The sequence below is a fragment of the Paraburkholderia sp. OAS925 genome, from assembly GCF_040543975.1.
Lineage (GTDB): Bacteria > Pseudomonadota > Gammaproteobacteria > Burkholderiales > Burkholderiaceae > Paraburkholderia > Paraburkholderia graminis.
On record NZ_JBEUNO010000002.1, the window covers coordinates 2,859,835 to 2,885,577 of the forward strand.

Genomic DNA, 25,743 nt, shown 5'->3' on the forward strand with positions numbered 1-25,743 from the left:
TTGGGCTTGCGGCCTAGGCTTAGGGGCGGCGCCTCACGCGGTATGCCGCGAAGCCAGCGCGCGCTGCAATGCGTTGCGCAGATCGCCGTAATGTACTGGCTTTAATAGCGCTTCAAAAAACGGCTGCGCGCCGTTCCTCTCTTCCTCCTGTTGTTCGCCGGGCTCCGGCGCATAAGCGCTGACCACGATCACCGGCACGCCTGACGACGGCCCGCCGCGCGCGGCCAGATCCGCGAGCAGCGCGTAGCCGTCGCGCCCCGGCATATGCAGATCGAGCAGCACGACATCGCAGCGGCGCGCGTCGAGCCACGCGAGCGCATCGTCGGCGTTGGCGACGGCGTGCGCGTCGTAGCCCATGTGCGCGACCATTTCGCTGAGCGACTCGCGAATCAGCCGGTTGTCGTCGACGATCAGCACGCCTGGCCGCGCGTCGCCCGGCTCCGTTTGCGCCGCGGCGTCGCGCGAAGGCGCTGGCGCGACCGGCGTGACTGGAATCGTCACGGTGAAAGTCGTGCCCTCGCCCACCACACGCTCGCGACTTCGACGGTGCCGCCAAAGAGCCGTACGAGTCCTTGCACGATAGTCAGGCCCATGCCCGCGCCTTCGAAGCGGCGTGTACGCGAGCCGTCCAGTTGCGTGAACTCCTCGAAAATCAGCGGGATTTGCGCCTGGGGAACGCCCGGCCCCGTGTCGCTGACCACGAAGCTCAATAGCGCCGGCCGCTGCATCAGCTTCACGCGCACCGTGCCGGTTTCCGTGTAGCGGATCGCGTTGGTCACCAGGTTGTTGACGATCTGACGAATGCGGTGCGGGTCGGAATCGACGAGACCCGTCACGCCGCTTGCCTCGCTTTCGAGCTTGAGGCCGCGCGAGGCCGCGGACATCGCATGTTCGTCGACGATCGACGCCAGCAACTCGCGTGGCTCGAAATGCTCGTGACGCAGCTCGAGCTTGCCGGCGCCGAGCCGTGCGTAATCGGTCAGGTCCTTCATCTGCGCTTCGAGATGCCGCGCCGCGGTTTCGAGCCGCTGAATCACCTTGCGGTCGGCTTCGGAGTGATAGTTGAAGCCGAGCAGTTCGATCGACGACACGATCGCATGCAACGGCGTGCGCAGCTCGTGACTGATCATGCCGAGAAACGCGTCTTTCGCGAGACTCGCCTCGCGCGCCGCGCGGCTCGCCTGGTGCTCGGCCTGAAGCGCCGCGTGCTGCTGATGCATGAGACGCGTGCGGCGCCGGCCGTTGACCACGAGCAGCAACGTGGCCGCCGCGGACAGCAGCAGCAGGATCATGCCGCCGGCAAACAGCAGCCGGCGCTTGTCGATGAAGTCGCGGTTCATCGCTTCACGGTCGGCGACATCGGCGAAACGGCGGCTCAGCGCGAGATCGTTGACTTCGTTCCAGTGCTGGCGCAATTGCGCGACGATGCGGTTGACGCCGCCCCGATCGGTCGGCAGCGCGGCGACGTCAGGCGCGAGACCGGCGAGCATGCGGTCGAGCGCGTGGATTTCATCCAGTTGCCGCTGCACCAGCGCGACCTGCGTGGTGAGCCGGCGCGTGGAGCCTTCCATCACATGCAGCTTGGATTGCAGCAACTGATAGCGCAACGTCAACCGCGGGTAATCGTCGTCAACGCCGGCCTGATACAGCAGCAACTGGTTTTCGAAGCGCGCGTAGGCGATCTGCAACTGCGCCGCGTCCCAGTAGAAGCCGTCGTAAGAGCCCGTCAGCGACTCGGTCGTGTCGGGATTGAGCAGGTTCGCGTAGAGCAGATAGCCGATCGCGCCGGCGGGCGCCGCAAGCGCGGTGAGCCAGATCAGCACATAAAAAAACCGGCGCCCAGGACGGCGCTTTATTTGACGATGAGTGCCTTGATCTGCCATACGAATTTCGAATCGCCCGAGGCGCCCGCGAGTTCATCGGGGAACGCATCGCGCGGGTAGATGAGAAACAGCGGACCGAAGTCGCTGATTTTTAGACGCCGGCCGTTGATGCTGTATGCCAATACGACGCCGTAGCGGTCGCAATCGGATACTGGCACCGTGTACGTATAGTCGTCGAGCGTGTGAATCTCGATCTGCGTGCCGTACGCGCCGACCGTCTTCAGAATATCCGCCAGCAGCGGTCCTGTGAAGCTCGAACGCGGCGTCCAGGTGGTCGAGGTCGTGATCGAACGAGCCGGCAGCGCCAGCAATTGCGCCTCGTCGAAGTGATAGGAACGGTGCGCGGCGTCGTTGGTCTTGCCGATTTTTCCCGTGACGTCGAGCGCGAGCGCCGTCGCGTCCGTCTGCGCCTGCACGCTCCACGCGGTCAGCGCGAGGATCAACCCCATTGCCCAGCGCACGCTCGCAGGCGCGCCGAATCCTCGTTGCACTGTTGCTGTCGCTTTGGTCATTTCTTTTTATCCGTAGCTGTTCTTTTGCGGCGCCGCCGCCCTCGCGGAACGCGGTGCCCCGGCTTGCCGTAACGCGCATCACCCCGACGCGCGATTGCCGAACGGCATGCATAATATGTCAAAATTCTTTGCAGGGAAAAAACGAAGGCTCGCTAAAGCGCCCTTCGCTAGCGCGTCGCGCCGCTGGGCGGCCGCCTTCTCACTCGCGTTAAGCGACTCAACGAGCGTTATGAACAAGCCGGTTTTGCCCCTCACGTACGAGCAACTCGATCACTGGATTGAATCGCTGCAGCCCGCGTTGCTCGCCGAAGGTCTTGCGATGGCAATCGGCATTCTGCGCGGCGGTGCGCCGCTCGCGCTGATGGTTTCGCATTCGGCCGGCGCGCCGGTTGCGTTTCTGCGCTACGACCGCGCGTCGCGCAAGGTCGCGTGGGACTCGACGCTGCCGATCCCGCCCGCCGGCTCCAAGGTGCTGTTGTGCGAGGACATTGCGGGGCGCGGTTTTACGCTCGTCGATTGCATCGCGTTCCTCGAGCAGCATGGCCTCGTCGTGAGGACGCTGACCGGCGCGGTCGACGACCTGAGCCGCACGCAGCCCGACTACGCGATCGACGCACGCGGCTACTTCGCGCTATTTCCGTGGGAACGCCAGGCCTACACGCAGCGTTATCGCGACGACTGGGCGCGCGTTGAAGCCGGCGAAGCGCCCGCGATGGCGGACGACCATCACTACGCAACCTACGCAATCGATCTCGACGGCATTCTGCTTCCCGATGTGCCGCTCGCGCGCTACGACGAAGACCTCGCTGCCGCGCTGCTCGAACGCGACGCGCTGCTGCCCTTCGAAGTGCTGCCTGGGATCGACCTGCAACGCGTTCGCACGATCATCACCGGCCGGCCGGAAACGGACCGCGCGCGTACCGAGGCCTGGCTCGAGCGGCATGGCTTCGACCATATGCAACTGGTGATGCGCGTGCCCGGCACGCACGACGAAAGCCCGGCCGGCGCGGCCGCGCACAAGGCGTCGGCGGCGCTCGCGGGCGGCGTCACGCACTTTGTGGAAAGCGATCCGGTGCAGGCCTTGCTGATCGCGCAACAAGCGCCGCTGTTGCGCGTGATCTGGTGGGACGCGCACACGCGCAGCGGTGTGCTGGTCGCCGCGCGCGCGTGGCCCGCGCTTGCCCATGAACTCGCGCAATAGCTAGTGCGCGCGTCAGGCTTCGCGCATCTCCCGTTCCTTGCCGTCCTTCGCGTCACGCAGATGCAGATGCCGCGCGGCACGCTGCGAAGCGACGATGATCAGCTTCATCGTTGCGCGCGTCGCGCCGACGAACAGCTTGCGCGCGATACGCTCATCGAATGTATCGAAGTCGACCTCAGTAAGGATCACGCACGGCGCCGCCTGACCCTTGAAGCGATAGATCGACTCGAACAGAACGTCCCCGTCACGATATTCCGGATTCCCAAACAAATCGTACTTGCCCGTGAAGCTGCGCAGCCGATGCGGGCCGAGATGATCCTGCGCGGTCATCGCGGAGCCCTCGCGTCCGCGAAACGACAGCACTGCGATGTCCTGCTTGCGAAAGCCGAGCGATAGCGCCTGCGTGATGGCGCGCTTGGTTGCCTCAATGGCGCCCCTCCGCCGCGTTCGCTTCGTCGTAGACGGACAGCGAGATGTCGGAGCCGTCGAACGGACTGCCTGACGCCAGCGCCGCCGCGCTCGACACCGAGCCGCCGACTACCTCGCGCACGTAATCGAGAATGTCGCGCGGGCTGCGGTAGTTGGTGGTTTCCTTCAGCGTCGTCCAGCCGGGCAAGGCGACCGGTTCGCGCATGTACAGATTCTGCAGCGGATCTTCGAGCCACCACCACGCGCCGCCGGGGCTCAGCAGACGTTCGAGCGCGGCGACCCACGGCTCCTGAAAGTCCTGCCCTTCGTCGACGATCAGCACGTCGAATTGCCAGCGCGCGTCGATTGGAGTTTCGGCGAACATCGCTTCGAGCTGATCGAACACCTGGCCCGATTGAAAATCGGGCTGACGGCCCGCATCGCGCGCGATCCAGTCGCACAGTTGATGATAGTTCGCGACCTTCGCCTCGGGCGGCGCGACGCGCGCGATGTGATCGGCGAGCGGCGCGGTTGAAGCACACATACAAAGGACGCTGGCTGCGCGCGACGGCGTCTTTCATCACCTGCACCGCGAGTTGCGTCTTGCCTGAGCCGGCCGTGCCGACCACGCGCAGCCGGAACGGCGAGAACTCGAGCCGCCGCGCCCACGTTGCAAGGCCGCCTGCGAGCCGCGTGACGAGCGTGCCGGCCTGACCGACGAGCGCGCTTGCGTCCGGCGTGAGCGCCAGTTCATCGGCGAGAAAGTGATGGATTTTCGACGCGCACGGAAGACGCGGCTCGTCTGCGGGCAGCGCTTCACGAATCACTGCGGCGAGGCGATCGCGCCGGGTTGCGTCGACGATCCGCGCGGGATTCACGCCCGCAATCGCCGCGTCCTTCACGATATGGTCCGGGCAATACAGCAGTTCCTCGATGAAATAGGTGCCCGCGCCGAACGCCGCGGTAAAGCGCCGGTGCAACCCTTCGATGGTATGCGCGAGCGCGATCGCCACGTTGCGCTCGGTTTGCAGATAGACCTTGACGAGCCCCTTCGGCGTTTCGCGCAGAAAGCCGGTTTTCTGCTCGACGATCATCACGCGTCCGGCGGGACTGACGATCACGAAGTCGGCCTCGCCGAACACCGAGAAGTTCTGGTTCAGACGCGTCCAGTGCACGCCGTGATAAACGGTGTAGTTTTCAGGCAGCGCCTTTTCGAGCAGCGCAAGGGTTTCGCGTTCGCGCGCCGCCGCGCCGGTGGCGGCGAGGCTCTTCCAGTCGTCGGGGACAATGCGGGCCATGCGGTGCCTCGTCGTTTTGCGGTGCGCTCATTGTACGCAACGCATCATGCCGTGCGCGGCGCACTCGCATGCAAAGCATGCGCATCGTGTATCGTTACTGGTTGAACGCCGCGCGAGGCGCGGCTTGCCAACTGTCGACAAAAAAGGATGACCGGATGATTACGATCTGGGGACGCGCGAATTCAGTCAACGTGCAAAAAGTTTTGTGGTGCTGCGATGAACTGGTGCTGCCGTACGAGCGCATCGACGCGGGCCTGCAGTTCGGGCGCAACAACGAACCCGCCTACCTTTCGATGAACCCGACGGGCAAGATTCCCACGCTGGTCGACGACGACTTCGTGCTGTGGGAATCGAACTCGATTCTGCGCTATCTGGTGCTGCAATACGGCGCCGCAAGTCCGCTCTATCCTGACGAGCCGAAATTGCGCGCGAGCATCGACCGCTGGCTGGACTGGTCGCTGTCCACGCTGCAACCGGCGGAGCGGCCGGTATTCTGGGCGCTTGTGCGCACGCCGCCGGAACAGCGCGACGCCGCGAAGCTCGCCGACGACGTACGCAACGTCACCGCGCTGTGGCACCTGCTGGACACGCATCTGCAAGGACGCTTTTTCCTCGAGAGCGACAAGTTCACGCTCGCCGACATCGTGATCGGCGCGTACGCGAAGCGGTGGTTCGGGCTGGATGGCGTCGAGCGTCCGCCGCTGCCCAATCTCGAGCGGTGGTATTCGCGCATCGCGACGCGTTCGGGCTTCAAGAAATACGTCGACTTTCCGTTGACGTGAGCTTCGACCGCGTTGCCTCGGCCAGGTGGGAACGTCCAGGGCCGGACGGCGATGCTATTTGCGCCCCGGCAGCAATAGCGCGTTGGCCTTTATAATCGACGCATGAAGAACGCCAAGCCCGCCGCGAACGCCGCCCATTCCGCCAGTCCCGCGAAAACGGAGAAACCCGCCGCTTCCGCCGACGCGCATGCTCATACGCACGCGCCGGCGCACACGCATGGCGAGTCACCCGAAGCGGCGCTCGCCCTTGCCGAGGAATATTGTCGCGAACGCGGGGAAAAGCTCACGCCGCTTCGCCGCAAAGTGCTCGAATTGCTGCTCAATTCGGGCCGCGCGACTAAAGCGTATTCGCTGCTCGACGAAATGCGCCAGATTCATCCGGGCTCGGCGCCGCCCACGGTTTATCGCGCGCTGGACTTTTTGCTGTCGGCGGGGCTCGTGCATCGCATCGAGTCCATCAACGCATTCACGGTCTGCCACGACCTGACGCAATGCCAGCACGGCATTCTCGTGGTCTGCCAGCAATGCGGCAACGTGACGGAACTGCATCAGCCGAAACTGCGCCAGGCGCTCATCGAGCAGATCGAAGACGCGGGTTACCGCGTCGCCAGCGACGAAATCGAATTGAAGGGATTGTGTTCCGCCTGCCAGGCGGCAGAGGCCGCCGCAGCGGTTTCTTCAAAGGCGGGAGCAACGGCGCCCGTCGCCGCGAAATAACGGCGGTTTGACTGTAACGGCGGCGCAAAGCGGTATCGGCTTCGCGCCGCATTTCGCCGCGGCGTTTGGAGTGCCGCCGGCCAGGGCGGCGTGCCAGGGCAGCGTGTTAATTCACCTACTCAACGCGCCGCACGCGCGCCAATCGCGTCGTGCAGCAGCGTCACCAGATCTTCCGGCAACGCAGGTTTCGTCATGAAATGCTGGAAACCCTCGCCGATACTTCGCAGACGGTAAGCGTCATCCGTATGGCCCGTCAGCGCAACCGCCACCGACGGCGCATGATCTCCGCGAATCTCGTGATCACGCAGACGCTGGATCAGGTAGAAGCCGTCCATGGCGGGAAGTTCGAGGTCGCATACGACCGCGTCGGGCAGCAGCCGGACGGCCGCTTCGACGCCCTCTTCGGCATCCGCCACTGCAACGACGTTTGCCCCTTCCGCTTCGAGTAGCAGGGTCAGCGACTCCCGGCTGTCCGGGTCGTCTTCTACGAGCACGATCGTGGCCTGATCGAGTCTCAATGCTCCGTTCATCTTCTGTTGTTGCTCTAAAAATCCGGTTAGGCCGTCAGGCTTGGCCAACGTGTCGCCCTGCTGACTATGCTGGTTTTGCTGCTTGCCGCCGTTTTGTGCGGCCGCGATGTTGCTGTTCATGGTTCCGACTCGATTTCAGGTGCCGAGTTGCAGGAAAGCGCACGATTGTAAACAAGGGTCCCTGCAACGCGCGCACCATAACGCGCCAAAATTGCACGCCAATGAAAAAACGGCTCCCGGAGTCCTTGCGAGGACAACCGGTGCCGGCACCCGATTCCCGCGACAGCGCGTGCGATGCTCCGCACGTAGCTCGCCGCCGCGGCTTCTTTTCGTCTTTCCGCAGATTTTTGTGCGACGCCCGCAGCCCCGTTGCGCAGCGTTCGCGTTCATCCCATCGGTAGCACGTTATGTGCCGCGCATCGGTGCAACGTAACGTGCGCGAACCGGTTGCGCGTTATCGCTTTTAATCAGCTCACTGAGCTTTCTTCGGACCAATCCCCTGGGTGAGCAGCGCGACCGCGTGGCGCGCGATCTCGTCACCGCCGACCTGGCGGCGCTTCGGATCGTTGCGCCACAGCTTCGACGTGGCGAGCGGCAGGACCGTCAGCCCGAGCAATGTGACGAACATCAACGACGGTTCGAGCGCCGCATTGAGAAGCCCCTCTTTCTGCCATCGTTCGATAGCGGCAAGCGACATCTTCTGGTTCGTGTCGCCGAAACGCTCGTGCATGCGCTGCCGCAACAAACCGCTGTCGCTGATAACTTCCCGCACCCATAACGACGGAAACCACGGATGCTCCACCGCCCCCCGCACCATCCGCTGCGCAAGCTGCGTGATGGCCGCGACGGGATCGTCGGCATGCTCCTGGAATGGCACGCCGAGACCCGCGCGCAACGGTCCGATACGTTCGTCGATCAGCACGTCGAGCAACTGCTCGCGCGTCTTGAAGTAGTAATGCATCATCGCCGGCGTGAAACCGGCCTCGCGGGCAATCTCGCCGAGCGTCGTATCGACGATGCCCTGGCGCGCGAACAGCTCGAGCGCCGCGTCGAGCAGACGGTCGCGCTGCTGTGCTCCGCGCGCCGCGCCCGAAGGCCGGCCAGGCCGTCGCGCGGCAACGTCTTGCGGCGCGGCTGCCGACGCCGCCGTCGCTGCCTTTGCCGCAGCACCGCGCGTAGCACCGCCCGCGGGGCCCGCACCGCGCGTCGCGCTCTTGCGCACCCTGGCCGCGCCCGCGCTACTCGCGCCCGCCTTCCCACTGCTCATCTTCTTGCCCACCGACGAAGTCCTTTTCATTGCTCTCGTGTTTGACGCGCGACCGGATGTCGCATATATTAATTTCTGCATTAATTAATTTCAATACGCCCCCATGCAAGAGTGCACTATCACACAACCCGAGCGCGTGCTGAACGCTGAGCCGCACGCCGGTTCGCGGCAAGACAGGCAGGCGGAAAATCAGGCGGACGCGCAAGCCGCCGGCCATCCGCCGATTCGCCTGCTGTTCCCCGCGCTGCTGCTCGTCATGCTGCTTGCGGCGCTCGACCAGACCATCGTGTCGACGGCGTTGCCGACCATCGTCGGCGAATTGGGCGGGCTCAATAACCTGTCGTGGGTCGTGACGGCTTACCTGCTCAGCTCGACTATCGTCGTGCCGCTCTACGGCAAGCTCGGCGATCTGTTCGGCCGCAAGATCGTGCTGCAAACCGCCATCGGACTCTTTCTCGTGGGCTCCGCGTTGTGCGGCATCGCTCAGGACATGACGCAGCTCATCGTGTTGCGCGCGTTGCAAGGACTCGGCGGCGGCGGCCTGCTCGTCGTGACGATGGCCGCTATCGCAGATGTGATTCCGCCGGCCGAGCGCGGCCGCTATCAAGGCGTGTTCGGTGGCGTGTTCGGTCTTGCAACCGTGGTCGGGCCGTTGCTCGGCGGCTTTCTCGTCGAACACCTCACATGGCGCTGGATTTTCTACATCAACCTGCCACTCGGCATTGTCGCGCTCGCGGTGATCGGCGCCGTGTTCAAGCCGCACGTGCGCCACGTCAAGCACACCATCGACTACATGGGCGCCGCGTTTCTCGCGGGCGCGCTGACCTGCATCATCCTCTTCACGAGCGAGGGCGGCACGACGTTGCCGTGGTCGTCGCCGGAACTCTGGTTCACGCTCGGGATGGGGCTCGTCGCGATCTGGGGTTTCATCCACGAGGAGCGCACCGCCGTCGAGCCGATCATGCCGCTCGAACTGTTCAGGCAGCGCACGTTCGTCGTGAGCAGTCTGATCGGTTTTATCGTCGGCGTGTCGATGTTCGGCGCCGTCACGTTCCTGCCGCTTTATCTGCAAGTGGTGAAGAACTCCACGCCGACAGAAGCCGGCATGCAAATGCTGCCGATGATGGGCGGCCTCTTCGTCATGTCGATGGTGACTGGCCGCACGATCAGCAAGATTGGCCGTTATCGCATGTTCCCGATTGCCGGCACGCTGCTGGTCTCAGTCGCGATGTTGCTGCTCGCGCGCTTGCAGATCGACACGCCGATTCATGTGATGTATCTCGACATGGGCATTCTCGGTTGCGGTCTCGGCATGGTGATGCAGGTGCTGATTCTCGCCGTGCAAAACACGGTCGAATTCAGGCATGTGGGCGTGGCCACATCGGGCGCGACGTTGTTTCGTTCGATCGGCGGCTCGGTCGGAGTCGCCGCGTTCGGCGCAGTGTTTTCGAACGGCCTTGCCGCGCGGCTCGAGAAGCTGATCCCACCGGACACCCAATTGCCCCACGCACTCGGACCCGCGGCGATTCACCAGTTGCCCGACGCATTGCGCGCCGACTATCTGCAGGCATTCGCAGGCGCGCTGCATATGGTGTATCTGTCAGCGGCGTGCGTGGTGCTGCTTGCGTTCGCATGCGCGTGGCTGCTGAAAGATCATCCGCTGCGCAAGCAGTAAGTAATCGCATTGCGCTTCTTCTCTGTCGGTCGCTTAATGCCAACGTTAGTTGCAAGCGCCCGAAATTCATCTTCGAGCGGCGCGCCAATAGCATAAAAAAAGCGGCGCGCGCTCGTCTTCCTCACATGCACGATCATTCGTCCTACCTGGTAATGTGCGGTAGCGCACATAACATAGGGTCGATCGTCCATTGACGCGCGTCTCGAAACGCCACATATTGAAAACGACGGCATGCAACGTTCTCTTCGTGCATGCCCGGACTCTCTGGCGCATGTAGATCGTGGTTTCCGCGGACGCCGACCCCGCCTCAAACGCGATCGGGAGCATGCCGTAACGGCATTGTTTTCCACAGGTGGAGCCATAGCATGTCCACTCAAACCTTAGCTGGCCATCAATTTCCGACGCCCTGCAACCGATGTGGCGGCGCCCTCTACCGGCAACTCGAACACTGCCCGTATTGCGGCGCTTTTCATCCGCTCGATGACGACGCGTCTACCCGCAGCGCGTTGCATGAAAGCAGGCCGAAAACGTTGAATACACTGAACATGTCGACGTTGCACGACAGCTTCACCGTGCCGACATTCAGCGAGCCCGACTTCCCTGGCGGCGCACTACATGCCGGATTGAATTTCGCGCCGGTGGCCAGTCTTCAAACGGCGCCTTCGCCGCTCGTCGCGCCGGATACTTCGTTGCTGCCCGTCACCGAAACTGGCGAGGTGGTGCAGCGCGCCGGTCTGCGTGTGCGGCACGTGGTGGTGGCGAGCGTGGCCGTTGTCGCCGCGGGCCTGGCGTATGTCGGCTATGCGCTATTGAGCGAGAGCCGCGACCTGCATGGCAACGGCGACCAGGCTTTGGAATCCGCGCAGGACGCGAGAACCGCGACGGGCACCATCGCACGGTATTCGCCGGATCAGGCGGCGAACACGAGTGTTGGCGCCGTGCCTGGCAAACCGATTAGCGCCGGCGCCATACGAAGCACCACGCAGGCGTTGCCGGCCGCCGTGCCGATCGCGATACCTTCAACGAAAGCGGCCACGCCGCAATTCCGCGATGCCGGCCAGGCGTTGCAGGCAGCGCGGACCGCATTCGCCGCGAACGATCTCAGCGCGGCGCAAGCCGCTCTCGCCGCGGTGCAATTGCTGCAACCGGACAGCAGCGAGGCGCAGACTCTCGCCGCGCGATTGAAGCCGTTGACGGCGCGCCGCGACGCTGCATTGCTCGCCGCGCAAATGTGCGCCGATCAGCAGTCGTGGCCCTGCGCGCGCGAGCATTCAGACGAGGCGCTCGCGCTGGACAGCGGCAGCGACGCCGCGAAAACGATCCTCGAGCGCGTGATCCGCGAAACGGGCTGGGCGCCGCTCAACTCGCAGACGGCGTCCAGTGCAAAAACCGTCCGTCAGACTACCAACTAATCAAACAGATATTTCGGATGCCGAATCGAACGGACGAGGTTGTGCCAACTGACCGATAGGTGCGAACCATGCTACATAAACTTTTGACGGGATGGCTCGGAGCGGCGTTGCTCCTCGCATCTTCGCTGATCAGTGCCGAACCCGCGCACTACAAGATCGTCACCGGCCCCGAACGGGGCACGTATATCCAGATCGGTCAGGACCTGTCGAAATGGGTCGCGCAACCCGTGGGCATCGACCTCGCCGTGGTCGCGTCCAAGGGCTCGGCCGAGAACGTGCAGCGCATGCGCTATGAGCCGGGGGTCAAGCTCGCGCTCGTGCAGTCCGACGTGTATCAGGCGTACATCGACATGGCCAACTCCGGCAATCCCGATGCCGGTACGGCGATTCGTCCGCTGCGTCTCATCATGCCGCTCTATGACGAAGAGATAAACGTCGTGGTGCGCGCGGATTCGCCGCTCAAAACGCTAGGCGACATCAAGGACAAAACCATCAGCGTCGGCCTGCTCGGCAGCGGCACCGCGCAGTCGGCGACCACGCTGTATCGCCTGATGTTCGGCCAGGCGATTCCCGAACAGAACGTCCAGCATCTGAGCAACGAGGACGCACTCGCCGCACTGATCGTGAAAAAAGTGGACGTCGCAATCATCGTCGTCGGGCAGCCCGCGAAACTGTTCAACGACATGAACCCGGAGCTGTTGCAGCAAATCCGTCTGCTAAAGGCCGATTCCGCCGCGCCGGAAACGACCCGCGCGAAGCAAACCTATTTCCCGGCGACGATCCGCGCAACCAGCTATCCGAACTGGCTGAAGGAAGACGTCCCGACGCTGACGGTCAAGGCTTTCCTCGTCACTTACGACTACGGCTTGCGCGATACCGTCGGCAACCTGAATCACTTTGCCGACTCGCTGTGCGCGAACTTCGATAACCTGCAGGAACACGGGCATCCGAAGTGGAAGCAGGTGAAGCTCGAGTTGCCGACGCTCGTACGCGGCTGGAAGTATTACCCGCCGGTCGAGAAGCATCTGCGTGCGTGCCTCGCCAACAGAACCGCGAGCGTCAACGCGGCGGCCGCCGCCGCGCAGGTCGCGCAAAAACCGCGCAGCACGTGTACGAACCAGGAGCGGTTGCTTTTGCTGTGCAAATGAATTGAATTGGGGGCGAGCAAACAGGCGCCCTCACGCACCGTCACGCCCGCTCGCGCTCGCCGCGCGTGGCCGCGCTTTCCATCGCCCGCTGCAAGGTTTCATACACTTTCGGCCGATTGCATTGCGATACGTTAAAGCGCAAATAGCCGCCAGCCGACTGCGAGACGCTAAACACATTGCCCGGCGCGAACACGACATTGGCGCCTAACGCATGACGCGCGACGTCGGCGGCGTCGAGCGAATCGGGCAGACGCGCCCAGACGAACATGCCCGCGCGCGGCCGCGTCCACACATCGAGGCCGGCGTAGCCGAGGCGGCGCATGGTCTCGCCCATCGAGTCCGCGAGCTTCGCGCGCATCGACTCGAGATGACGCCGGTACGTCCCATCCACCAGCAATCGATGCACGACGCTCGCCGTAAGCTGCCCGTTGCCGAACGTCGTGGCGAGCTTCAGGTCGATCAGCGGCTCGATCCACTCGCCGCGCGCAGCGATATAACCGCAACGCGCCGCCGCCGACAGGGTTTTCGAAAAGCTGCCGATCGACACGACGCGCGTGAGCCCGTCGAAGGCCGCGAGACGCGGCGCGGCTTCGTCTTCGAAGTCGGCGAAGATATCGTCCTCCACCACGATCAGATCGTGCTCGCCCGCGAGCTTGAGCAGCCGATGCGCGATCGCCGGCGCGAGCGTGGCGCCGGTCGGATTATGAATCGCGGAATTGGTCACATAAAGCCGCGGACGGTGCGTAATCAGCGCCCGCTCGAAGGCCGCGAGATCCGGCCCGGACGGCGTGTAAGGCACGCCGACGATACGCGCGCGATGCGCCCGCAGCAGCGCCTGAAAGTTGAAATAGCACGGGTCGTCGATCAACACCGTGTCGCCCGGTTCGAGCAAAAAGCGGCACACGAGGTCGAGCGCATGCGTGCCGCCGTCGGTCAGCACGATCTGCTCGGGCGGCGCGTCGACGCCGTGCTGCGCGAGCCGCCACGCGAGTTGCTGACGCAACGCGGGCAGACCGTACGGATTCGCGTAATCGGCGAGCGGCGACTGCGGATCGCGCGCTATCGCTCGCAACGCGCGGCGCACGCCGTCCTCGGGCAGCCACGACGCCGGCATCCAGCCGCAACCGGGCTTGAGCACCTTTGAGTCCGATTGCAACGACTGCCGCGTGAGCCACAGCGGATCGACCTCGCGATCGAGACGCGGCCCGAGATCGGCGAGCGCGAGCGGCGGCGCGTGGCCCGACACGAAAAATCCCGAGCCGCGCCGCGCGACGATCACGCCTTCGGCAACGAGCCGGTCATAGGCCTCGACCACCGTCGACTTCGACACGCCGAGCGCGTCCGTCATCACGCGGATCGACGGCACGCGTGCGCCTGGCATCAGCGAGCGGCTGGCAATGCGTTCACGCAGATTGTCCATGACGATGCCAACCCGCGTGCCTTGCGGCTTTTCGCCGTTGGCGTTCTGTCCACTATCGCCCATCTGTACTGCTCCTTCGTCGGTACAGTTTGCATGAATTGTACTGATCCGTAGCTTAACGTTTTCATGCCGGGAGCGGATGCTATAGGCTTCATTTCATTGCGCACGGACTTTTCGAATGGACAAGACGACGAACGGCTGGCTGAGCGGGTTCATAGGCGTGTTGATCTTCAGCGGCTCGCTGCCGGCCACGCGCATTGCCGTGCAAGGGCTCGACCCTGTGTTCCTGACGGTCGCGCGCGCAACCATTGCAGGCACGCTCGGTCTCGCGCTGCTGCTCCTCTTTCGCGAGGCGCGTCCCGCGCGCCGCGACGTGATTCCGCTCGTGGTCGTCGCGCTCGGCGTCGTGGTCGGCTTTCCGCTTTTGACCGCGCTTGCGCTGCGGCACGTCAGCTCGGCGCACGCAATCGTATTCGTCGGGTTGCTGCCGCTTGCCACCGCGATCTTCGGCGTGCTGCGCGGCGGCGAGCGTCCGCAAGCGGCGTTCTGGCTGTTTTCCGCGCTCGGCAGCGGCGCAGTGGTCGCGTTCGCGATGCGCCACGGCATCGACGCGTCTCCGGTAGGCGATGCACTGATGCTCGCGGCGATCGTCGCGTGCGGGCTCGGTTATGCGGAAGGCGCGCGGCTATCGCGGCACCTCGGCGGCTGGCAGGTCATTTCGTGGGCGCTGGTGCTGTCGCTTCCGCTGATGCTTCCGCTTGCTTGGTGGACCCGGCCCGCGTCGTTCGAGGGCGTCAGCCATGCGGCGCTGTGGGGCCTCGCGTACGTGTCGCTGTTCAGCATGCTGATCGGCTTCGTGTTCTGGTATCGCGGCCTCGCGCTTGGCGGCATCGCGGGAGTCGGCCAACTGCAATTGCTGCAGCCGTTCTTCGGACTGCTGCTCGCGGGGCTTCTGCTGCATGAACAGGTGCCGCCCTCGATGATCGCCGTGACCGTCGCGGTGGTTGCGTGCGTGGCCGGCGCGCGGCGCTTTTCGAAGGCGCCGCCTGCACGGCGCACGGCGTGAGCCGCGCGGTGTTCGCGTACTACGATTTTTGAACGGCTTTGAATTTGGCGGCGCGGCGGGCATAGTAAAACGTATCGTCGGAAGAACCGGCACGACAGGCCGTAAGCGCTATGCAAGGCCGCTCCTGGAATACGTTATGAGTACAACCCTCCCCGCCTCCGCTTCGGCATCGGCATCGGCATCGGCATCGGCATCGGCATCGGCATCGGCATCGGCATCGGCATCGGCATCGGCATCGGCATCGGCATCGGCATCGAGCGCCCCATTGATCCGCGACGCGACAGAAGCCGATCTGCCCGCGATCCAGGCCATTTACGCGCACCATGTATTGACCGGCGTCGCGTCGTTCGAGGAAGTCCCGCCTTCCGTCGACGAGTTGCGCGCGCGTCTCGCGTCCGTGCGCAACCACGGCTTGCCGTACATGGTCGCCGAGATCGACGGCGAAGTTGCGGGCTATTGCTACGCGACGCCGTACCGCCCGCGCGCCGCGTATCGCAACACCATCGAAGATTCGATCTACGTGAGCGACGCCTATCGCGGACGCGGCCTCGGCCGCGTGCTGCTGCAGGCGCTGATCGAACAATGCGAAGCCGGACCGTGGCGCCAGATGGTCGCCGTCATCGCGGACGGCGGCAGCGGCGGCTCGCTGTCGCTGCATCACCAACTGGGTTTTGAGCTGATCGGCACGTTGAAGGCAGTCGGTTTCAAACATGGCCGCTGGCTCGACAGCACGTTGATGCAAAGGACGTTGGGCGCGGGCGCCACGACGCCACCCGATCAGCAAACGTAGCCGGTTCGCCTTCCGCGCAGCGCGGTAAAATCGCGGGCATGCCAAAACCGCCTCCGTCACCCGCGCCCGACGCCCCGCAGCAGCCCGCCAACATGCCCGCGAGTGCCGCGCCGCGCAACGAATACACCGTCGACGAACTCGCGCGCGTGAGCGACACGACCGTGCGCAACGTGCGCGCGTATCAGGACCGCGGCCTTCTCGCGCCACCTGAGAAGCGCGGCCGGGTCGGCGTGTACGACGACACGCATGTGTCGCGTTTGAAGCTCATCAATCATCTGCTCGCGCGCGGCTACACGCTCGCGAACATCCAGGATCTGATCAAGGCCGTCGACGAAGGACACGATCTTCGCTCGATTCTCGGCCTCGAAACCGCGATCGGCGGACGCTGGTCGCGCGAGCATCCGCGGAAATATTCGTTGATCGAGTTGCTGCAGATGTTCGGCGACAAGGCTTCGCCGGCTGCGCTCGCGAAGGCGGTCGATCTCGGCTTGCTCGAACGCGACGGCCTCTCGTTCGTGTCGGCGAGCCCCACTGCGCTCGCAGCCGGGGCGACGCTCGCGAAAGAAGGCATTCCGCTCGCCGATCTGCTCGAGGCCGTCGGCGCGGTGCGTCCGCATTTCAGCGTGGTCGCGAAGGCCCTGGTGGATCTGGTCGTGCGTCAACTCGACCGCTACGATCCCGACGCGCTTCCGCCGCCCGCCGACGTGCCCGCGCTCGTCGACGCAATCTGGCGCGTGCGGCCGCTCGCGATGGTGCTCGTCGAAAGCGAGATGAATCGTGCGCTGGAAGAAGCGTCCGGCGATTATCTCGGCGATCGCGTCGCCGCGATCATGGCGAAGAAACTCGGCGAATCCGGCGCGAAGCCGAGCATCGCGCGCCCGACGGGCACAAAGAAAACGCGCAAACAGTAAGTCAGCCGATGCGCGAGCTTCGCGCCGCAACGACCATCGCGTCATTGCGCCACCGCCGTTTCACCACTTCCTAGAGTCGCGCGTCTAGCCGCCCTCTTGCATCGTCCGTCTCGACCTCCTATCGTTACATCACTCAATGTAACAGTTATGAGCGTAAAAGGGAGACGACGGGATGAACGCACGAATGCCCCACGACGCCGCGGCGGACCACGCGTCCGCGCCTGCCGAGACCGACATCGCCATTATCGGGACGGGTTTCGCGGGCCTCGGCATGGCGATCCGCTTGCGGCAATCGGGCTTGACCGATTTTCTCGTCGCGGAAAAAGCCGATTCGGTCGGCGGCACCTGGCGCGACAACCACTACCCCGGCTGTGCATGCGACGTGCAATCGCACGTGTACTCCTTTTCGTTCGCGCCGAATCCTCGCTGGTCGCGCATGTTCGCGCGGCAACCGGAAATCCGCGCGTACCTGGACGACTGTGTGCGGCGCTTTGGAGTCGAACGTCATCTGCGTTTCGGCCATGAACTGACGAGCGCCGTCTACGACGACACGCGCCGCCGCTGGCATCTGCGCTTTGCCAACGGACAGCAGTGGTCGGCGCGCGTGCTGATTTCGGCGATGGGCGGACTCTCGCGCGCGTCGACGCCGAACATTCCCGGCATCGAGACGTTCAAGGGCCGCGCGTTTCACTCGCAGCATTGGGACCACGGCTACCCGCTCGAAGGCAAACGCGTCGCCGTGATCGGCACGGGCGCGAGCGCGATCCAGTTCGTGCCGCAAATCGCGCCGCGCGTCGCGCATCTCGATCTGTTTCAGCGCACGCCGCCGTGGATCATGCCGAAGGCCGACCGCGCCGTGCGGCCCATCGAGCAGTGGCTTTTCAAACATCTGCCGTTCACGCAGAAGGTCATGCGCTCGGCGCTGTACTGCATGCTCGAATCGCGTGCGCTGGGGTTCGCGGTTCATCCGTCGCTGATGAAGACCGCGCAGAAAGTCGCCGAGCGGCATTTGCGCCGCCAGGTGCGCGACCCGCAATTACGCGCGACGCTCACGCCGGATTACACGATGGGCTGCAAGCGCATCCTCATTTCGAACGACTACTTCCCCGCCCTGTCGCGAGCAAACGTGTCGGTGACGACGAGCGCGATTGAGCGCATCGACGAAGACGCCGTCATCACGAGCGACGGTGTGCGTCATCCGGCCGACTGCCTGATCTTCGGCACCGGTTTTCAGGTCGCCGATCCGTTTGCCCGAGGCGTGGTGCGCGGACGCGGCGGCGTCGACATCGTCGATACATGGAGAGACGGCGCGCATGCGTACCTGGGTACGACATTGCCTGGCTATCCGAACTTTTTCATGATCGTGGGTCCGAACACCGGCCTCGGTCACAACTCGATGGTGTTCATGATCGAGTCGCAGGTCGAATACATTCTGCGTGCGTTGAAGGCGATGCAGAACGAAGGCGCAGCGGCGATCGAGGTGCGTCCGCACGTGGAGCGCGCGTACAACGAACAGATTCAGCAGCAGCTCGGCCGCGCGATCTGGTCGACGGGCGGCTGCAAGAGCTGGTATCTGGACCCGAGAACCGGGAAGAACACGACCCTGTGGCCTGGCTTCGCCTACAAGTTCCGCCGGGCCACCAGCACGTTCAGCATGGCCGATTACTTCGCCTATTCGCCCGCGCCTCAGAGCGTCAACGTGAACGTGAGCGCACATGCCGCTGCAACGCAAAGCGCGCATGTGCAAGGCACGGCATCGGCATCGGCATCGGCGGAAGCGACGTGAAATAGCAATAACGACAACGCACCTTCAGAGAGGACAGGAGATAAAACCAATGAAGCACTTCACCGACAAGGTCGCCGCGATCACCGGCGCGGGTTCGGGCATGGGCCGCTCGCTTGCGATTCGCCTCGCGCGCGAAGGTTGCCATCTCGCCCTCGCCGACCGCAACGCGACGAGCCTCGAGGAGACCGCTCGACTCGCACAGGCCGCAGCACCGCATATCGTGGGCGCGCCGCTTCTCATCACGACGGCCGTATTCGATGTGTCGGATCGCAACGCGATGTTCGCGTGGGCGGCGCAAACGGCTGCTGAGCATGGGCGCGTCAATCTGGTGTTCAACAACGCGGGCGTCGCGTTGTCGAGCACCATTGAAGGAATGGAGTACGCGGATCTCGAATGGATCGTCGGCATCAACTTCTGGGGTGTCGTGCACGGCACGAAGGCGTTTCTGCCTTATTTGAAGGCTTCCGGCGAAGGTCACATCGTCAATACGTCGAGCGTATTCGGTCTGTTTTCGCAACCCGGCATGAGCGGCTACAACGCGACCAAGTTCGCGGTGCGCGGCTTCACCGAAGCGCTGCGCCAGGAACTCGACCTGATGAAATGCGGCGTGTCGGCGACGTGTGTGCATCCGGGCGGCATCCGCACCGGCATCGCGCAGTCGAGCCGCATTGCGCCGAATATGGTCGGCTTCATGCTGGAAAACGAACAGCAAGGCAAGGACGACTTCGAGAAGTTCTTTATCACCACCGCCGACGAAGCCGCGCGCGTGATTCTGGACGGCGTGCGCAGGAACAAACGGCGTGTGCTGATCGGCCGCGATGCACGCGCCGCGGACTGGCTCGCGCGCACGCTGCCCGCCGCCTATCAGGCACTCGTCGTGCTGCAAACGCGGCGCATGAAGCGCATCGCGGAGAAACGCGCACGGCGCGCGGCGCAGCTCGCCGGCAGGCGCGCATGATGAAGCGCGCCGCTCGGGAATCGCAAAGCGTCATGAGGAATCACGAGGAATCACACGAATTCAAGGAGAAAAGGCCATGATGCCCGTTCGCCGCGACTTACGTTTCAATCTTCCGCCCGCGCGTGCCTGCGATTGGCATGCACAAGGCTCGCACGTCACGCACTTCTTCAACGCCCTTTCGCTGCTGTTTCCGGCTGGCGAGCGTTTTTTCATTGACAGCGTGCGCCACTATCGCGACGACATCGACGACCCCGTGTTGAAAAAGCAGGTGCTCGGCTTTATCGGCCAGGAAGCCATGCATACGCGCGAGCATGTCGAGTACAACGACCTGTTGCAACAGGCCGGCTTGCCCGCGCATAAACTCGACAAGCGGCTGTGGGCGATCCTCAACTTCGGCCGCAAGGTTCTGCCGCATTCGTATCAGTTGGCCGTCACCGTTTGCCTCGAGCATTACACGGCGATGCTTGCGGGTTTGCTGCTCGAGGACGCGACGCGCATCGACGGATCGGTTCAAGGCTATGCGCAGATGTGGACGTGGCATGCGCTCGAAGAGACCGAACACAAATCCGTTTCCTACGACGTATGGAACGCAGTGCTCAAGCCCGGCCTCGGCCGCTATCTGTTGCGCACGGGCGTCATGCTCGCCACGACGATCACGTTCTGGCTGATCGTGTTCGACTACCACGTGCGTCTGATCATCGCCGATCGAAAACGCGGCGGTCATGTGCGCGGCATGTGGCGCGTGCTGAAGTATCTTTATGGGCCACGTCATGGCGTTTTTCCGCGGATTGCCGGTGAATGGCTGAGTTTTTTCCGGCCAGGTTTCCATCCGTGGGACCACGATAATCGCGCGCAACTTGCGCGCATCGACGGCCTCGTCGCAGCAGTCGATGCCGCCAACGCAGCCGCGCCGAATACGCGCCGCTCAGCGCGCCGCGGCATGCAGGCGGCCGCGTGATACGCGACACGTTGTCGGTGGATGCCGGCGACGTGCGGCTCGCCGTCTACGTCAGCGGACCGCGAGAGGCGCCGCCCATCGTGCTCGTGCACGGCTATCCCGACTCGGCCACGGTGTGGGAACCGGTACGCGCGCAACTCGACGCGCGCTACCGCGTCATCAGCTACGACGTGCGCGGCGCAGGCGCGTCCGGCGCACCGGCCACGCGCAGCGGTTACCGTCTCGAACAGCTTGCCGCCGATCTCACGGCGGTCGTCGATGCGACCTGCGGTGCGCAGCCGTTTCACCTCGTCGGTCACGACTGGGGCTCGATTCAAAGCTGGGAAGCCGTCACCAGTCCGGAATTCAAAGGACGGATTGGGTCGTATACGTCCATCTCGGGGCCGTGCCTTGATCACGCGTCGGTGGACTTGCGCGGCGCGAACGCTGCAGACGAAAAACATAGGATGACAAAACAATTTCCGCGCGGCCGCATCCGGCAAATGATCAGGTCCTGGTACATCTTCTTCTTTCATCTGCCGTGGCTGCCGGAACTCGTATGGCGCCTTGGCGGCGCACGCATGTGGCCGCTGTGGCTGCGCATGACCGAGCGCGTGCGGGCGCCGCGCGACCCCGCGCAACTGCGCAACGCGATCAACGGCCTCGGTCTTTACCGCGCGAATTTCATCGACAAGCTGCTGCATCCGCGCGCGCGCCACGCTCACGCGCCGGTGCAGTTCATCGTGCCGCTACGCGATCGTTACGTCGGGCCAGAATTGTCACTCGGACAGGAAGCGTGGCTTGGTCCCTATGAGCGCATCGAGATTGACGCAGGCCATTGGGTTGTATTGCGCGAGCCGCAAGTGGTCGCCGCGCACATCGAACGCTTCGTTGCGCGGCACCTGTATCGACCGGTCGGCTCGGGTACATCGTCGTTCAACGCGCCGCTCAACGCGCCCTTCAACGCTCGCGCGGCAGGCGACTGAATAGCGTCGGATAGTCGATCACGAGCCCGTCGTCATCCACTTTCATATTCGCCGTGAAATCGCGGAAAATGCCTTCATAGCGATATTCGCGATTCAGCTCGATACACGAATACGCCTGCTCGACTCGCGTGACCTGAAGGTCCGGCGTCGAAATGTAGGCGACCTGCAGAGGCCGGCGCTCGCCTTGCGCGAGTTGCAACCGGCGAATCGGCAGCGTGTTGGTAAACGGCGTGGCTGCGATGTCGATGTCGATGCATCCTTCGATCGCGCTCAGCACGAGGCCGTGACCGTCGCGCCAATGGCCCTCGCCGTCGCCGTGCAACTCCAGTTCTCCCGCGCCGACAATCTTCAGCCAAGCATGACGCGTGCGCCATTGCACATCGCAACGCACTGTGTAGTGCAGCCCATAGCTCTTGCCATAGCGCTGGCCGACGACAACGCTTTCTACTTCGAAGCCGTCGTCGCGCGCATCGAAGGTCAAGTGTTCGATACCGTCGCCCTCTTGCGATGCCCACCGAAGTTCACGCATTGGATCGCCTCCTCGCGATGAAAACCGCGGCACGTGCCGCGTTTCGTATCGTAGCGCGAACGTCTTACTTTCGCCGATGCGCGAATCGCCGCATGATCCGAGGCGTTGCAAATAGCGACTATCAACGCGCCCGCATGCACGCAGCGGCAGCACTGCCCTATGCTCGCGTTTCACCTGTGTCCGCGACGTCGCCGCGATTCCAACGCTCATCGATCCACAACTCATGCACGCCGCCGCGACCGAAGCACACTCCGCAGCACTACGCACGCTGCTGCGCAGTCTTGGCCAGATCGTGCTGCAAGCGAACGCTTTTACGGGCGCATGTCTGCTGGCCGGCTGGCTGCTGTGGGACCCGCGTCTCGCGTGCGCGGCGCTGACCGGCGCGGTCGCGGCCAACGTGAGCGCGGTGCTGGCGGGCTATTCCGACGACGACCTGCACGCGGGACTTTACGGCTTCAACGGCGCGTTGGCCGGACTCGCCGCGTTCAGTTTCATCGCCGACAACGCGACCGCTGCCGCCGTCGCGATTCTCGCCGCAACAGGCACGGCCTGGCTGCTCGCACCGTGGTCGCGATGGCTGTGCTCGCGCGGCCTCTGCTATTTCTCGAGCCCGTGTCTGATCGTCACCTGGCTTTGGCTGCCGATGACCGCAAGCGCGCCGTCATCGTCGACGCTCGCAACGGCGCACGCGCACGCCGACCTCGCCGACGGCCTGCTCGCTGGTCTCGCGCAAACCGCGTTCGCTGGCGGAGCATCAGCCGGCGTGCTGGTGCTGATCGGCATCGCCGTGGCATCTCCGCGCCACGCGCTCTGCGCGCTGACGGGCGCGGCTCTCGCGAGCGCCGAACATCTGCTGCTGGGCGCGACGGCAAGCTCGTTTAACGCAGGCCTGCTAGGATTCAACGGCGCGCTCACCGCATTGGCGCTGACCGAATGCGGGCTTGTATGGATGCTCGGCGGCGTGACGCTCGCGGCGCTGCTGCAAGCGGGCGCTGCGAGCGTTGGCTTGCCCGTGCTGACCGCGCCGTTCGTCGCCGCAACGTGGGGCGTGCAATGGCTGAAGCAGCGTCGCGCGCTAATGCTCTACTCGTAGGCACTCCGTTACGCACCATCAGGAGAAACATATGTCGTTCGCTCATGTACCGAAGGGCCGCGTCGCGCAATCCGGGCCACGCTCCGAAGCGGAGCAGCAGACCCGCGTCGACCTCGCCGCCGCTTACCGGCTCGTCGCGCTCAACGGCTGGGACGATCTCATCTACACGCACATCTCCGCGAGCGTGCCGAACGAGCCGGGCCACTTCCTGATCAATCCGTTCGGCCTCGCATTCGATGAAGTGCGTGCGTCGAATCTCGTGAAGATCGACGTCGACGGCAATATCGTCGGTGCAAGCGAATACACAGTGAACGTGACGGGCTTCGCGATTCATGCCGCCGTGCACGCCGCACGCGCCGACGCTTTCTGCGTGATGCATCTGCACAATACGGCCGGCGTGGCCGTCTCCGCGCAGCCTGCGGGACTGCTGCCCGCGTCGCAACACGCGCTGCGTTTTTATCGCCAGCTTGCGTATCACGACTATGAAGGCCTGGCATTCACACCCGCTGAGAGCGAGCGCCTCGTCGAGCATCTCGCGGACAAGCCGGCCATGCTGCTGCGCAATCACGGCACGCTGACGGTCGGCCGCACGGTCGCCGAAGCGTACGTGCTGATGGCGACGTTGCTCAAGGCTTGCGAGATCCAGTTGCAGGCGCAGGCATGCGGCGCGCCGCTCGTCGTGCCCGACGATGCAATCGCCACTCGCACGGCCGAGCAGCTCTACGATGGCGGCGCAATCGAAGGAATACTTGAATGGCCCGCGCTGCTGCGCAAGCTCGACCGGCTCGATCCGAGCTATCGTGATTAGCGCTTAACGGGTACGCGGCGCAGTACGCCGATCGCTTTATCAACGGAGCCATATACATCATGCCCACGTTTCATATCGAACTGTTTGAAGGCCGCTCACTCGAGCAGAAGCGCCAATTCGTCGAAGCAATCACGAAAGCGACATGCGAGTCGCTCGGCGTCGAACCGAATTCGGTGGACATTATTCTCACCGACGTGAAGCGCGAAAATTGGGCGACGGGAGGACGCTTGTGGTCCGACAGCGAGAGTTGAATTGAACCGCTGCGCGCGCGGTGCGCGCAGCGGTTTTATTGCTCAGCGACGCATGAACAAAATGCGTCGCTGTGGCGGCGTAACAACACGCCGCCGCTACTCCAGAGCCATTAGAAGCGGTGAATGATGCCCACGCCGCCTGCAACCTGGCTGCGCGACGAAGACGGCGCGCTGTTCTGACCGTCGCCGATATCGGCCGTCGCGTTGATGATGCTCACGCCGTTGTTGCCGATCGTCTTGCCGTTCGCACGTTGATACGCTTCCACCGCATACAGACCCGTACGCTTGGAGAGGCTGTAGTACTGCGACAGGTTGAACTGGTGATAGCTGGCTGCGCTCGAAATGCCATTCGATTCCGTCGCACGCGTGTAGCTATAGCCGGCTGCCAGGTCGAGTGCGCCGATCGGCTTGAAGTGCACCACTGCGCCACCCGTGTTGAACGTCGCCTGATGACGGAAACCCGAGTTCACACCCGGAATGTATTGCACGTTCGAGTACGAGAACGACACGTCCCATTGCGAGCTGAACGCGTAGCCGCCGGTAACCGCAAAGCGCTGCTGAGCCTGCGCCGTGCGGTAACCGTTCGTGATGCCCGACAGACCCGGGCCGCTCGTCGCGCCGTTATTCGACGTAGTCGACTCGGGGCCCCACAGACCACCACCAGGCGTCGAGTTGTTGATGCGCTGGAAGCCCGCTGCGATACCGAACGGACCGTTCAGGTACTGCACTGCGGCGCTCCACGTCGAGCCGGCGTTGAAGCTGCCCGGCACGCCGCCCAACGAGTACGAACCGCTCACCGTCACACCGTACATCTTCGGCGACGTGTACACGAGGGAGTTATTCGCGCGATAGATCGTATCCAGCGAATCGAGATCGCCCGGGTGTGCGCCGTAAGCGCCCGTCAGCCACGTAGTCGGGCTATACGGCGACAGCAGCGTGTAGTACGACGTGTACTGACGGCCAGCCGTCAGCGTACCGTACGTGGGGTTCGTCACGCCGATCCAGGCCTGGCGGCTGAAGCCGAGGCCGTTCACGCTCTGCGCGCCGGTTGCGCTGTTAAAGCCCTGCTCCAACTGGAAAATGGCCTTCGTGCCGCCGCCAAGATCCTCGCTACCCTTCAGGCCGAAGCGGCTACCCGCCCAGATGCCGTTGTTCATCTTCACAACCGAGCGGCCGCCCGAATTCGAGCCGAGCGCCGCCGAGCTGCTTTGGTAGCCGATCCCTGTATCGACGATACCGTACAACGTCACGCTGCTCTGAGCGTGTGCGCCAAGGGCGAACAGGCCAAGGGCGGAGGTTGCTAGTGCCTTTTTCATTTATGCTCCTCTTTAAAAAATTGTTCTTGACTACCGGTCATTGTCTGAACCGCGCAACC

22 protein-coding genes and 2 pseudogenes are annotated in these 25,743 nt (G+C 63.9%); 16 read left to right on the plus strand and 8 right to left on the minus strand.

All coding sequences use genetic code 11. The features are described from left to right. Positions 1 to 33: 33 nt before the first annotated feature. Together ABIE53_RS31505 and ABIE53_RS31510 are read right to left on the minus strand one after the other, a co-directional pair. Positions 34 to 1,883, minus strand: a pseudogene (locus tag ABIE53_RS31505) (ATP-binding response regulator). Then, entirely contained in the window at positions 1,853 to 2,395 is a 543-nt protein-coding gene (locus ABIE53_RS31510) for a putative pterin-binding protein (RefSeq protein ID WP_006053222.1), read from the minus strand. The pseudogene ABIE53_RS31505 and the gene ABIE53_RS31510 overlap by 31 nt, the downstream one beginning before the upstream one ends. A gap of 229 nt (positions 2,396 to 2,624) precedes the next feature. On the opposite strand from ABIE53_RS31510, the gene ABIE53_RS31515 reads away from it, so the two are divergent. Next, a complete protein-coding gene (locus tag ABIE53_RS31515) occupies positions 2,625 to 3,596 on the plus strand; it encodes a phosphoribosyltransferase (RefSeq protein ID WP_192700298.1) in 972 nt (323 codons plus the stop codon). Between the two features lie 12 nt (positions 3,597 to 3,608). Here the strand turns inward: ABIE53_RS31515 and ABIE53_RS31520 are convergent. Then, positions 3,609 to 5,302: pseudogene (locus ABIE53_RS31520) on the minus strand (ATP-binding domain-containing protein). A 155-nt stretch (positions 5,303 to 5,457) separates the two neighbouring features. Between ABIE53_RS31520 and ABIE53_RS31525 the strand changes: the two are divergent. Both ABIE53_RS31525 and ABIE53_RS31530 read left to right on the plus strand, forming a co-directional pair. Further along, positions 5,458 to 6,084, plus strand: coding sequence for a glutathione S-transferase family protein (locus ABIE53_RS31525; RefSeq protein WP_006053226.1), 627 nt, complete (start codon positions 5,458 to 5,460; stop codon positions 6,082 to 6,084). Between the two features lie 102 nt (positions 6,085 to 6,186). After that, positions 6,187 to 6,801, plus strand: coding sequence for a Fur family transcriptional regulator (locus ABIE53_RS31530; RefSeq protein ID WP_006053227.1), 615 nt, complete (start codon positions 6,187 to 6,189; stop codon positions 6,799 to 6,801). A 119-nt stretch (positions 6,802 to 6,920) separates the two neighbouring features. Here ABIE53_RS31530 and ABIE53_RS31535 read toward each other — a convergent pair whose 3' ends face one another. Both ABIE53_RS31535 and ABIE53_RS31540 read right to left on the minus strand, forming a co-directional pair. Then, on the minus strand, positions 6,921 to 7,451 hold the full coding sequence (locus ABIE53_RS31535; protein WP_029968684.1) for a response regulator: 531 nt from the start codon (positions 7,449 to 7,451) through the stop codon (positions 6,921 to 6,923). Between the two features lie 352 nt (positions 7,452 to 7,803). Then, positions 7,804 to 8,628 carry a TetR/AcrR family transcriptional regulator gene (locus tag ABIE53_RS31540; RefSeq protein WP_192700300.1) on the minus strand — a complete coding sequence of 275 codons (825 nt, stop codon included), beginning with the start codon at positions 8,626 to 8,628 and terminating at the stop codon, positions 7,804 to 7,806. 73 nt (positions 8,629 to 8,701) lie between these two features. Here ABIE53_RS31540 and ABIE53_RS31545 point away from each other — a divergent pair, with 73 nt between their 5' ends. The 3 genes from ABIE53_RS31545 (at position 8,702) to ABIE53_RS31555 (ending at position 12,833) form a co-directional block, all read left to right on the plus strand. Beyond that, positions 8,702 to 10,273 (plus strand): MDR family MFS transporter, encoded by a 1,572-nt coding sequence (locus ABIE53_RS31545; RefSeq protein ID WP_192700301.1) that lies wholly within the window; start codon positions 8,702 to 8,704, stop codon positions 10,271 to 10,273. Positions 10,274 to 10,638: 365 nt separating this feature from the next. Next, the gene (locus tag ABIE53_RS31550; protein ID WP_192700302.1) at positions 10,639 to 11,685 is read left to right on the plus strand and encodes a hypothetical protein; all 1,047 of its coding nucleotides are present in this window, start codon (positions 10,639 to 10,641) and stop codon (positions 11,683 to 11,685) included. A gap of 68 nt (positions 11,686 to 11,753) precedes the next feature. Further along, the gene (locus tag ABIE53_RS31555; RefSeq protein WP_192700303.1) at positions 11,754 to 12,833 is read left to right on the plus strand and encodes a TAXI family TRAP transporter solute-binding subunit; all 1,080 of its coding nucleotides are present in this window, start codon (positions 11,754 to 11,756) and stop codon (positions 12,831 to 12,833) included. Positions 12,834 to 12,873: 40 nt separating this feature from the next. On the opposite strand, the gene ABIE53_RS31560 is transcribed toward ABIE53_RS31555, so the two are convergent. Continuing rightward, on the minus strand, positions 12,874 to 14,316 hold the full coding sequence (locus tag ABIE53_RS31560; RefSeq protein ID WP_192700304.1) for an aminotransferase-like domain-containing protein: 1,443 nt from the start codon (positions 14,314 to 14,316) through the stop codon (positions 12,874 to 12,876). 115 nt (positions 14,317 to 14,431) lie between these two features. On the opposite strand from ABIE53_RS31560, the gene ABIE53_RS31565 reads away from it, so the two are divergent. The 7 genes from ABIE53_RS31565 to ABIE53_RS31595 all read left to right on the plus strand — a co-directional run bounded on the left by ABIE53_RS31565 (position 14,432) and on the right by ABIE53_RS31595 (position 21,687). Beyond that, entirely contained in the window at positions 14,432 to 15,319 is an 888-nt protein-coding gene (locus tag ABIE53_RS31565) for a DMT family transporter (protein WP_029968674.1), read from the plus strand. A gap of 136 nt (positions 15,320 to 15,455) precedes the next feature. Next, positions 15,456 to 16,109 carry a GNAT family N-acetyltransferase gene (locus ABIE53_RS31570; RefSeq protein WP_376916681.1) on the plus strand — a complete coding sequence of 218 codons (654 nt, stop codon included), beginning with the start codon at positions 15,456 to 15,458 and terminating at the stop codon, positions 16,107 to 16,109. A gap of 38 nt (positions 16,110 to 16,147) precedes the next feature. After that, positions 16,148 to 17,020, plus strand: coding sequence for a MerR family transcriptional regulator (locus tag ABIE53_RS31575; protein ID WP_192700305.1), 873 nt, complete (start codon positions 16,148 to 16,150; stop codon positions 17,018 to 17,020). A gap of 172 nt (positions 17,021 to 17,192) precedes the next feature. Further along, a complete protein-coding gene (locus ABIE53_RS31580) occupies positions 17,193 to 18,806 on the plus strand; it encodes a flavin-containing monooxygenase (RefSeq protein ID WP_192700306.1) in 1,614 nt (537 codons plus the stop codon). 49 nt (positions 18,807 to 18,855) lie between these two features. Continuing rightward, on the plus strand, positions 18,856 to 19,764 hold the full coding sequence (locus ABIE53_RS31585; protein WP_192700307.1) for an SDR family NAD(P)-dependent oxidoreductase: 909 nt from the start codon (positions 18,856 to 18,858) through the stop codon (positions 19,762 to 19,764). 76 nt (positions 19,765 to 19,840) lie between these two features. Further along, positions 19,841 to 20,722, plus strand: a complete 882-nt coding sequence (locus ABIE53_RS31590; RefSeq protein WP_192700308.1) for a metal-dependent hydrolase — start codon at positions 19,841 to 19,843, stop codon at positions 20,720 to 20,722. Further along, a complete protein-coding gene (locus ABIE53_RS31595) occupies positions 20,719 to 21,687 on the plus strand; it encodes an alpha/beta fold hydrolase (RefSeq protein ID WP_192700309.1) in 969 nt (322 codons plus the stop codon). The genes ABIE53_RS31590 and ABIE53_RS31595 overlap by 4 nt, the downstream gene beginning before the upstream one ends. Here the strand turns inward: ABIE53_RS31595 and ABIE53_RS31600 are convergent. Next, on the minus strand, positions 21,662 to 22,216 hold the full coding sequence (locus ABIE53_RS31600; protein ID WP_192700310.1) for a putative glycolipid-binding domain-containing protein: 555 nt from the start codon (positions 22,214 to 22,216) through the stop codon (positions 21,662 to 21,664). The two genes, ABIE53_RS31595 and ABIE53_RS31600, sit on opposite strands and share 26 nt — an antisense overlap. Positions 22,217 to 22,439: 223 nt before the next feature. Between ABIE53_RS31600 and ABIE53_RS31605 the strand changes: the two genes are divergently transcribed. The 3 genes from ABIE53_RS31605 to ABIE53_RS31615 are packed head-to-tail and all read left to right on the plus strand — an operon-like array spanning position 22,440 to position 24,368. Next, a complete protein-coding gene (locus ABIE53_RS31605; RefSeq protein WP_192700311.1) occupies positions 22,440 to 23,309 on the plus strand; it encodes an urea transporter in 870 nt (289 codons plus the stop codon). A 31-nt stretch (positions 23,310 to 23,340) separates the two neighbouring features. Then, positions 23,341 to 24,117, plus strand: coding sequence for a class II aldolase/adducin family protein (locus ABIE53_RS31610; protein ID WP_029968665.1), 777 nt, complete (start codon positions 23,341 to 23,343; stop codon positions 24,115 to 24,117). Between the two features lie 59 nt (positions 24,118 to 24,176). Next, positions 24,177 to 24,368: a 4-oxalocrotonate tautomerase gene (locus ABIE53_RS31615; protein ID WP_006052330.1), complete on the plus strand. Its 192-nt coding sequence runs from the start codon at positions 24,177 to 24,179 to the stop codon at positions 24,366 to 24,368. 110 nt (positions 24,369 to 24,478) lie between these two features. Here the strand turns inward: ABIE53_RS31615 and ABIE53_RS31620 are convergent, their stop codons facing one another. Next, a complete protein-coding gene (locus tag ABIE53_RS31620) occupies positions 24,479 to 25,684 on the minus strand; it encodes a porin (RefSeq protein WP_006052331.1) in 1,206 nt (401 codons plus the stop codon). Between the last annotated feature and the right edge of the window lie 59 nt (positions 25,685 to 25,743).

What these genes read in the sequence shown, in the direction of transcription:
- ABIE53_RS31610 (WP_029968665.1), top strand. Translation starts at nt 23,341, where the DNA reads ATGTCGTTCGCTCATGTACCGAAGGGCCGCGTCGCGCAATCCGGGCCA.
- ABIE53_RS31570 (WP_376916681.1), top strand. Translation starts at nt 15,456, where the DNA reads ATGAGTACAACCCTCCCCGCCTCCGCTTCGGCATCGGCATCGGCATCG.
- ABIE53_RS31525 (WP_006053226.1), top strand. Translation starts at nt 5,458, where the DNA reads ATGATTACGATCTGGGGACGCGCGAATTCAGTCAACGTGCAAAAAGTT.
- ABIE53_RS31565 (WP_029968674.1), top strand. Translation starts at nt 14,432, where the DNA reads ATGGACAAGACGACGAACGGCTGGCTGAGCGGGTTCATAGGCGTGTTG.
- ABIE53_RS31585 (WP_192700307.1), top strand. Translation starts at nt 18,856, where the DNA reads ATGAAGCACTTCACCGACAAGGTCGCCGCGATCACCGGCGCGGGTTCG.
- ABIE53_RS31510 (WP_006053222.1), bottom strand. Translation starts at nt 2,395, where the DNA reads ATGACCAAAGCGACAGCAACAGTGCAACGAGGATTCGGCGCGCCTGCG.
- ABIE53_RS31605 (WP_192700311.1), top strand. Translation starts at nt 22,440, where the DNA reads ATGCACGCCGCCGCGACCGAAGCACACTCCGCAGCACTACGCACGCTG.
- ABIE53_RS31540 (WP_192700300.1), bottom strand. Translation starts at nt 8,628, where the DNA reads ATGAAAAGGACTTCGTCGGTGGGCAAGAAGATGAGCAGTGGGAAGGCG.
- ABIE53_RS31580 (WP_192700306.1), top strand. Translation starts at nt 17,193, where the DNA reads ATGAACGCACGAATGCCCCACGACGCCGCGGCGGACCACGCGTCCGCG.
- ABIE53_RS31575 (WP_192700305.1), top strand. Translation starts at nt 16,148, where the DNA reads ATGCCAAAACCGCCTCCGTCACCCGCGCCCGACGCCCCGCAGCAGCCC.
- ABIE53_RS31550 (WP_192700302.1), top strand. Translation starts at nt 10,639, where the DNA reads ATGTCCACTCAAACCTTAGCTGGCCATCAATTTCCGACGCCCTGCAAC.
- ABIE53_RS31615 (WP_006052330.1), top strand. Translation starts at nt 24,177, where the DNA reads ATGCCCACGTTTCATATCGAACTGTTTGAAGGCCGCTCACTCGAGCAG.
- ABIE53_RS31590 (WP_192700308.1), top strand. Translation starts at nt 19,841, where the DNA reads ATGATGCCCGTTCGCCGCGACTTACGTTTCAATCTTCCGCCCGCGCGT.
- ABIE53_RS31530 (WP_006053227.1), top strand. Translation starts at nt 6,187, where the DNA reads ATGAAGAACGCCAAGCCCGCCGCGAACGCCGCCCATTCCGCCAGTCCC.
- ABIE53_RS31620 (WP_006052331.1), bottom strand. Translation starts at nt 25,684, where the DNA reads ATGAAAAAGGCACTAGCAACCTCCGCCCTTGGCCTGTTCGCCCTTGGC.
- ABIE53_RS31545 (WP_192700301.1), top strand. Translation starts at nt 8,702, where the DNA reads ATGCAAGAGTGCACTATCACACAACCCGAGCGCGTGCTGAACGCTGAG.
- ABIE53_RS31515 (WP_192700298.1), top strand. Translation starts at nt 2,625, where the DNA reads ATGAACAAGCCGGTTTTGCCCCTCACGTACGAGCAACTCGATCACTGG.
- ABIE53_RS31560 (WP_192700304.1), bottom strand. Translation starts at nt 14,316, where the DNA reads ATGGGCGATAGTGGACAGAACGCCAACGGCGAAAAGCCGCAAGGCACG.
- ABIE53_RS31555 (WP_192700303.1), top strand. Translation starts at nt 11,754, where the DNA reads ATGCTACATAAACTTTTGACGGGATGGCTCGGAGCGGCGTTGCTCCTC.
- ABIE53_RS31535 (WP_029968684.1), bottom strand. Translation starts at nt 7,451, where the DNA reads ATGAACAGCAACATCGCGGCCGCACAAAACGGCGGCAAGCAGCAAAAC.
- ABIE53_RS31600 (WP_192700310.1), bottom strand. Translation starts at nt 22,216, where the DNA reads ATGCGTGAACTTCGGTGGGCATCGCAAGAGGGCGACGGTATCGAACAC.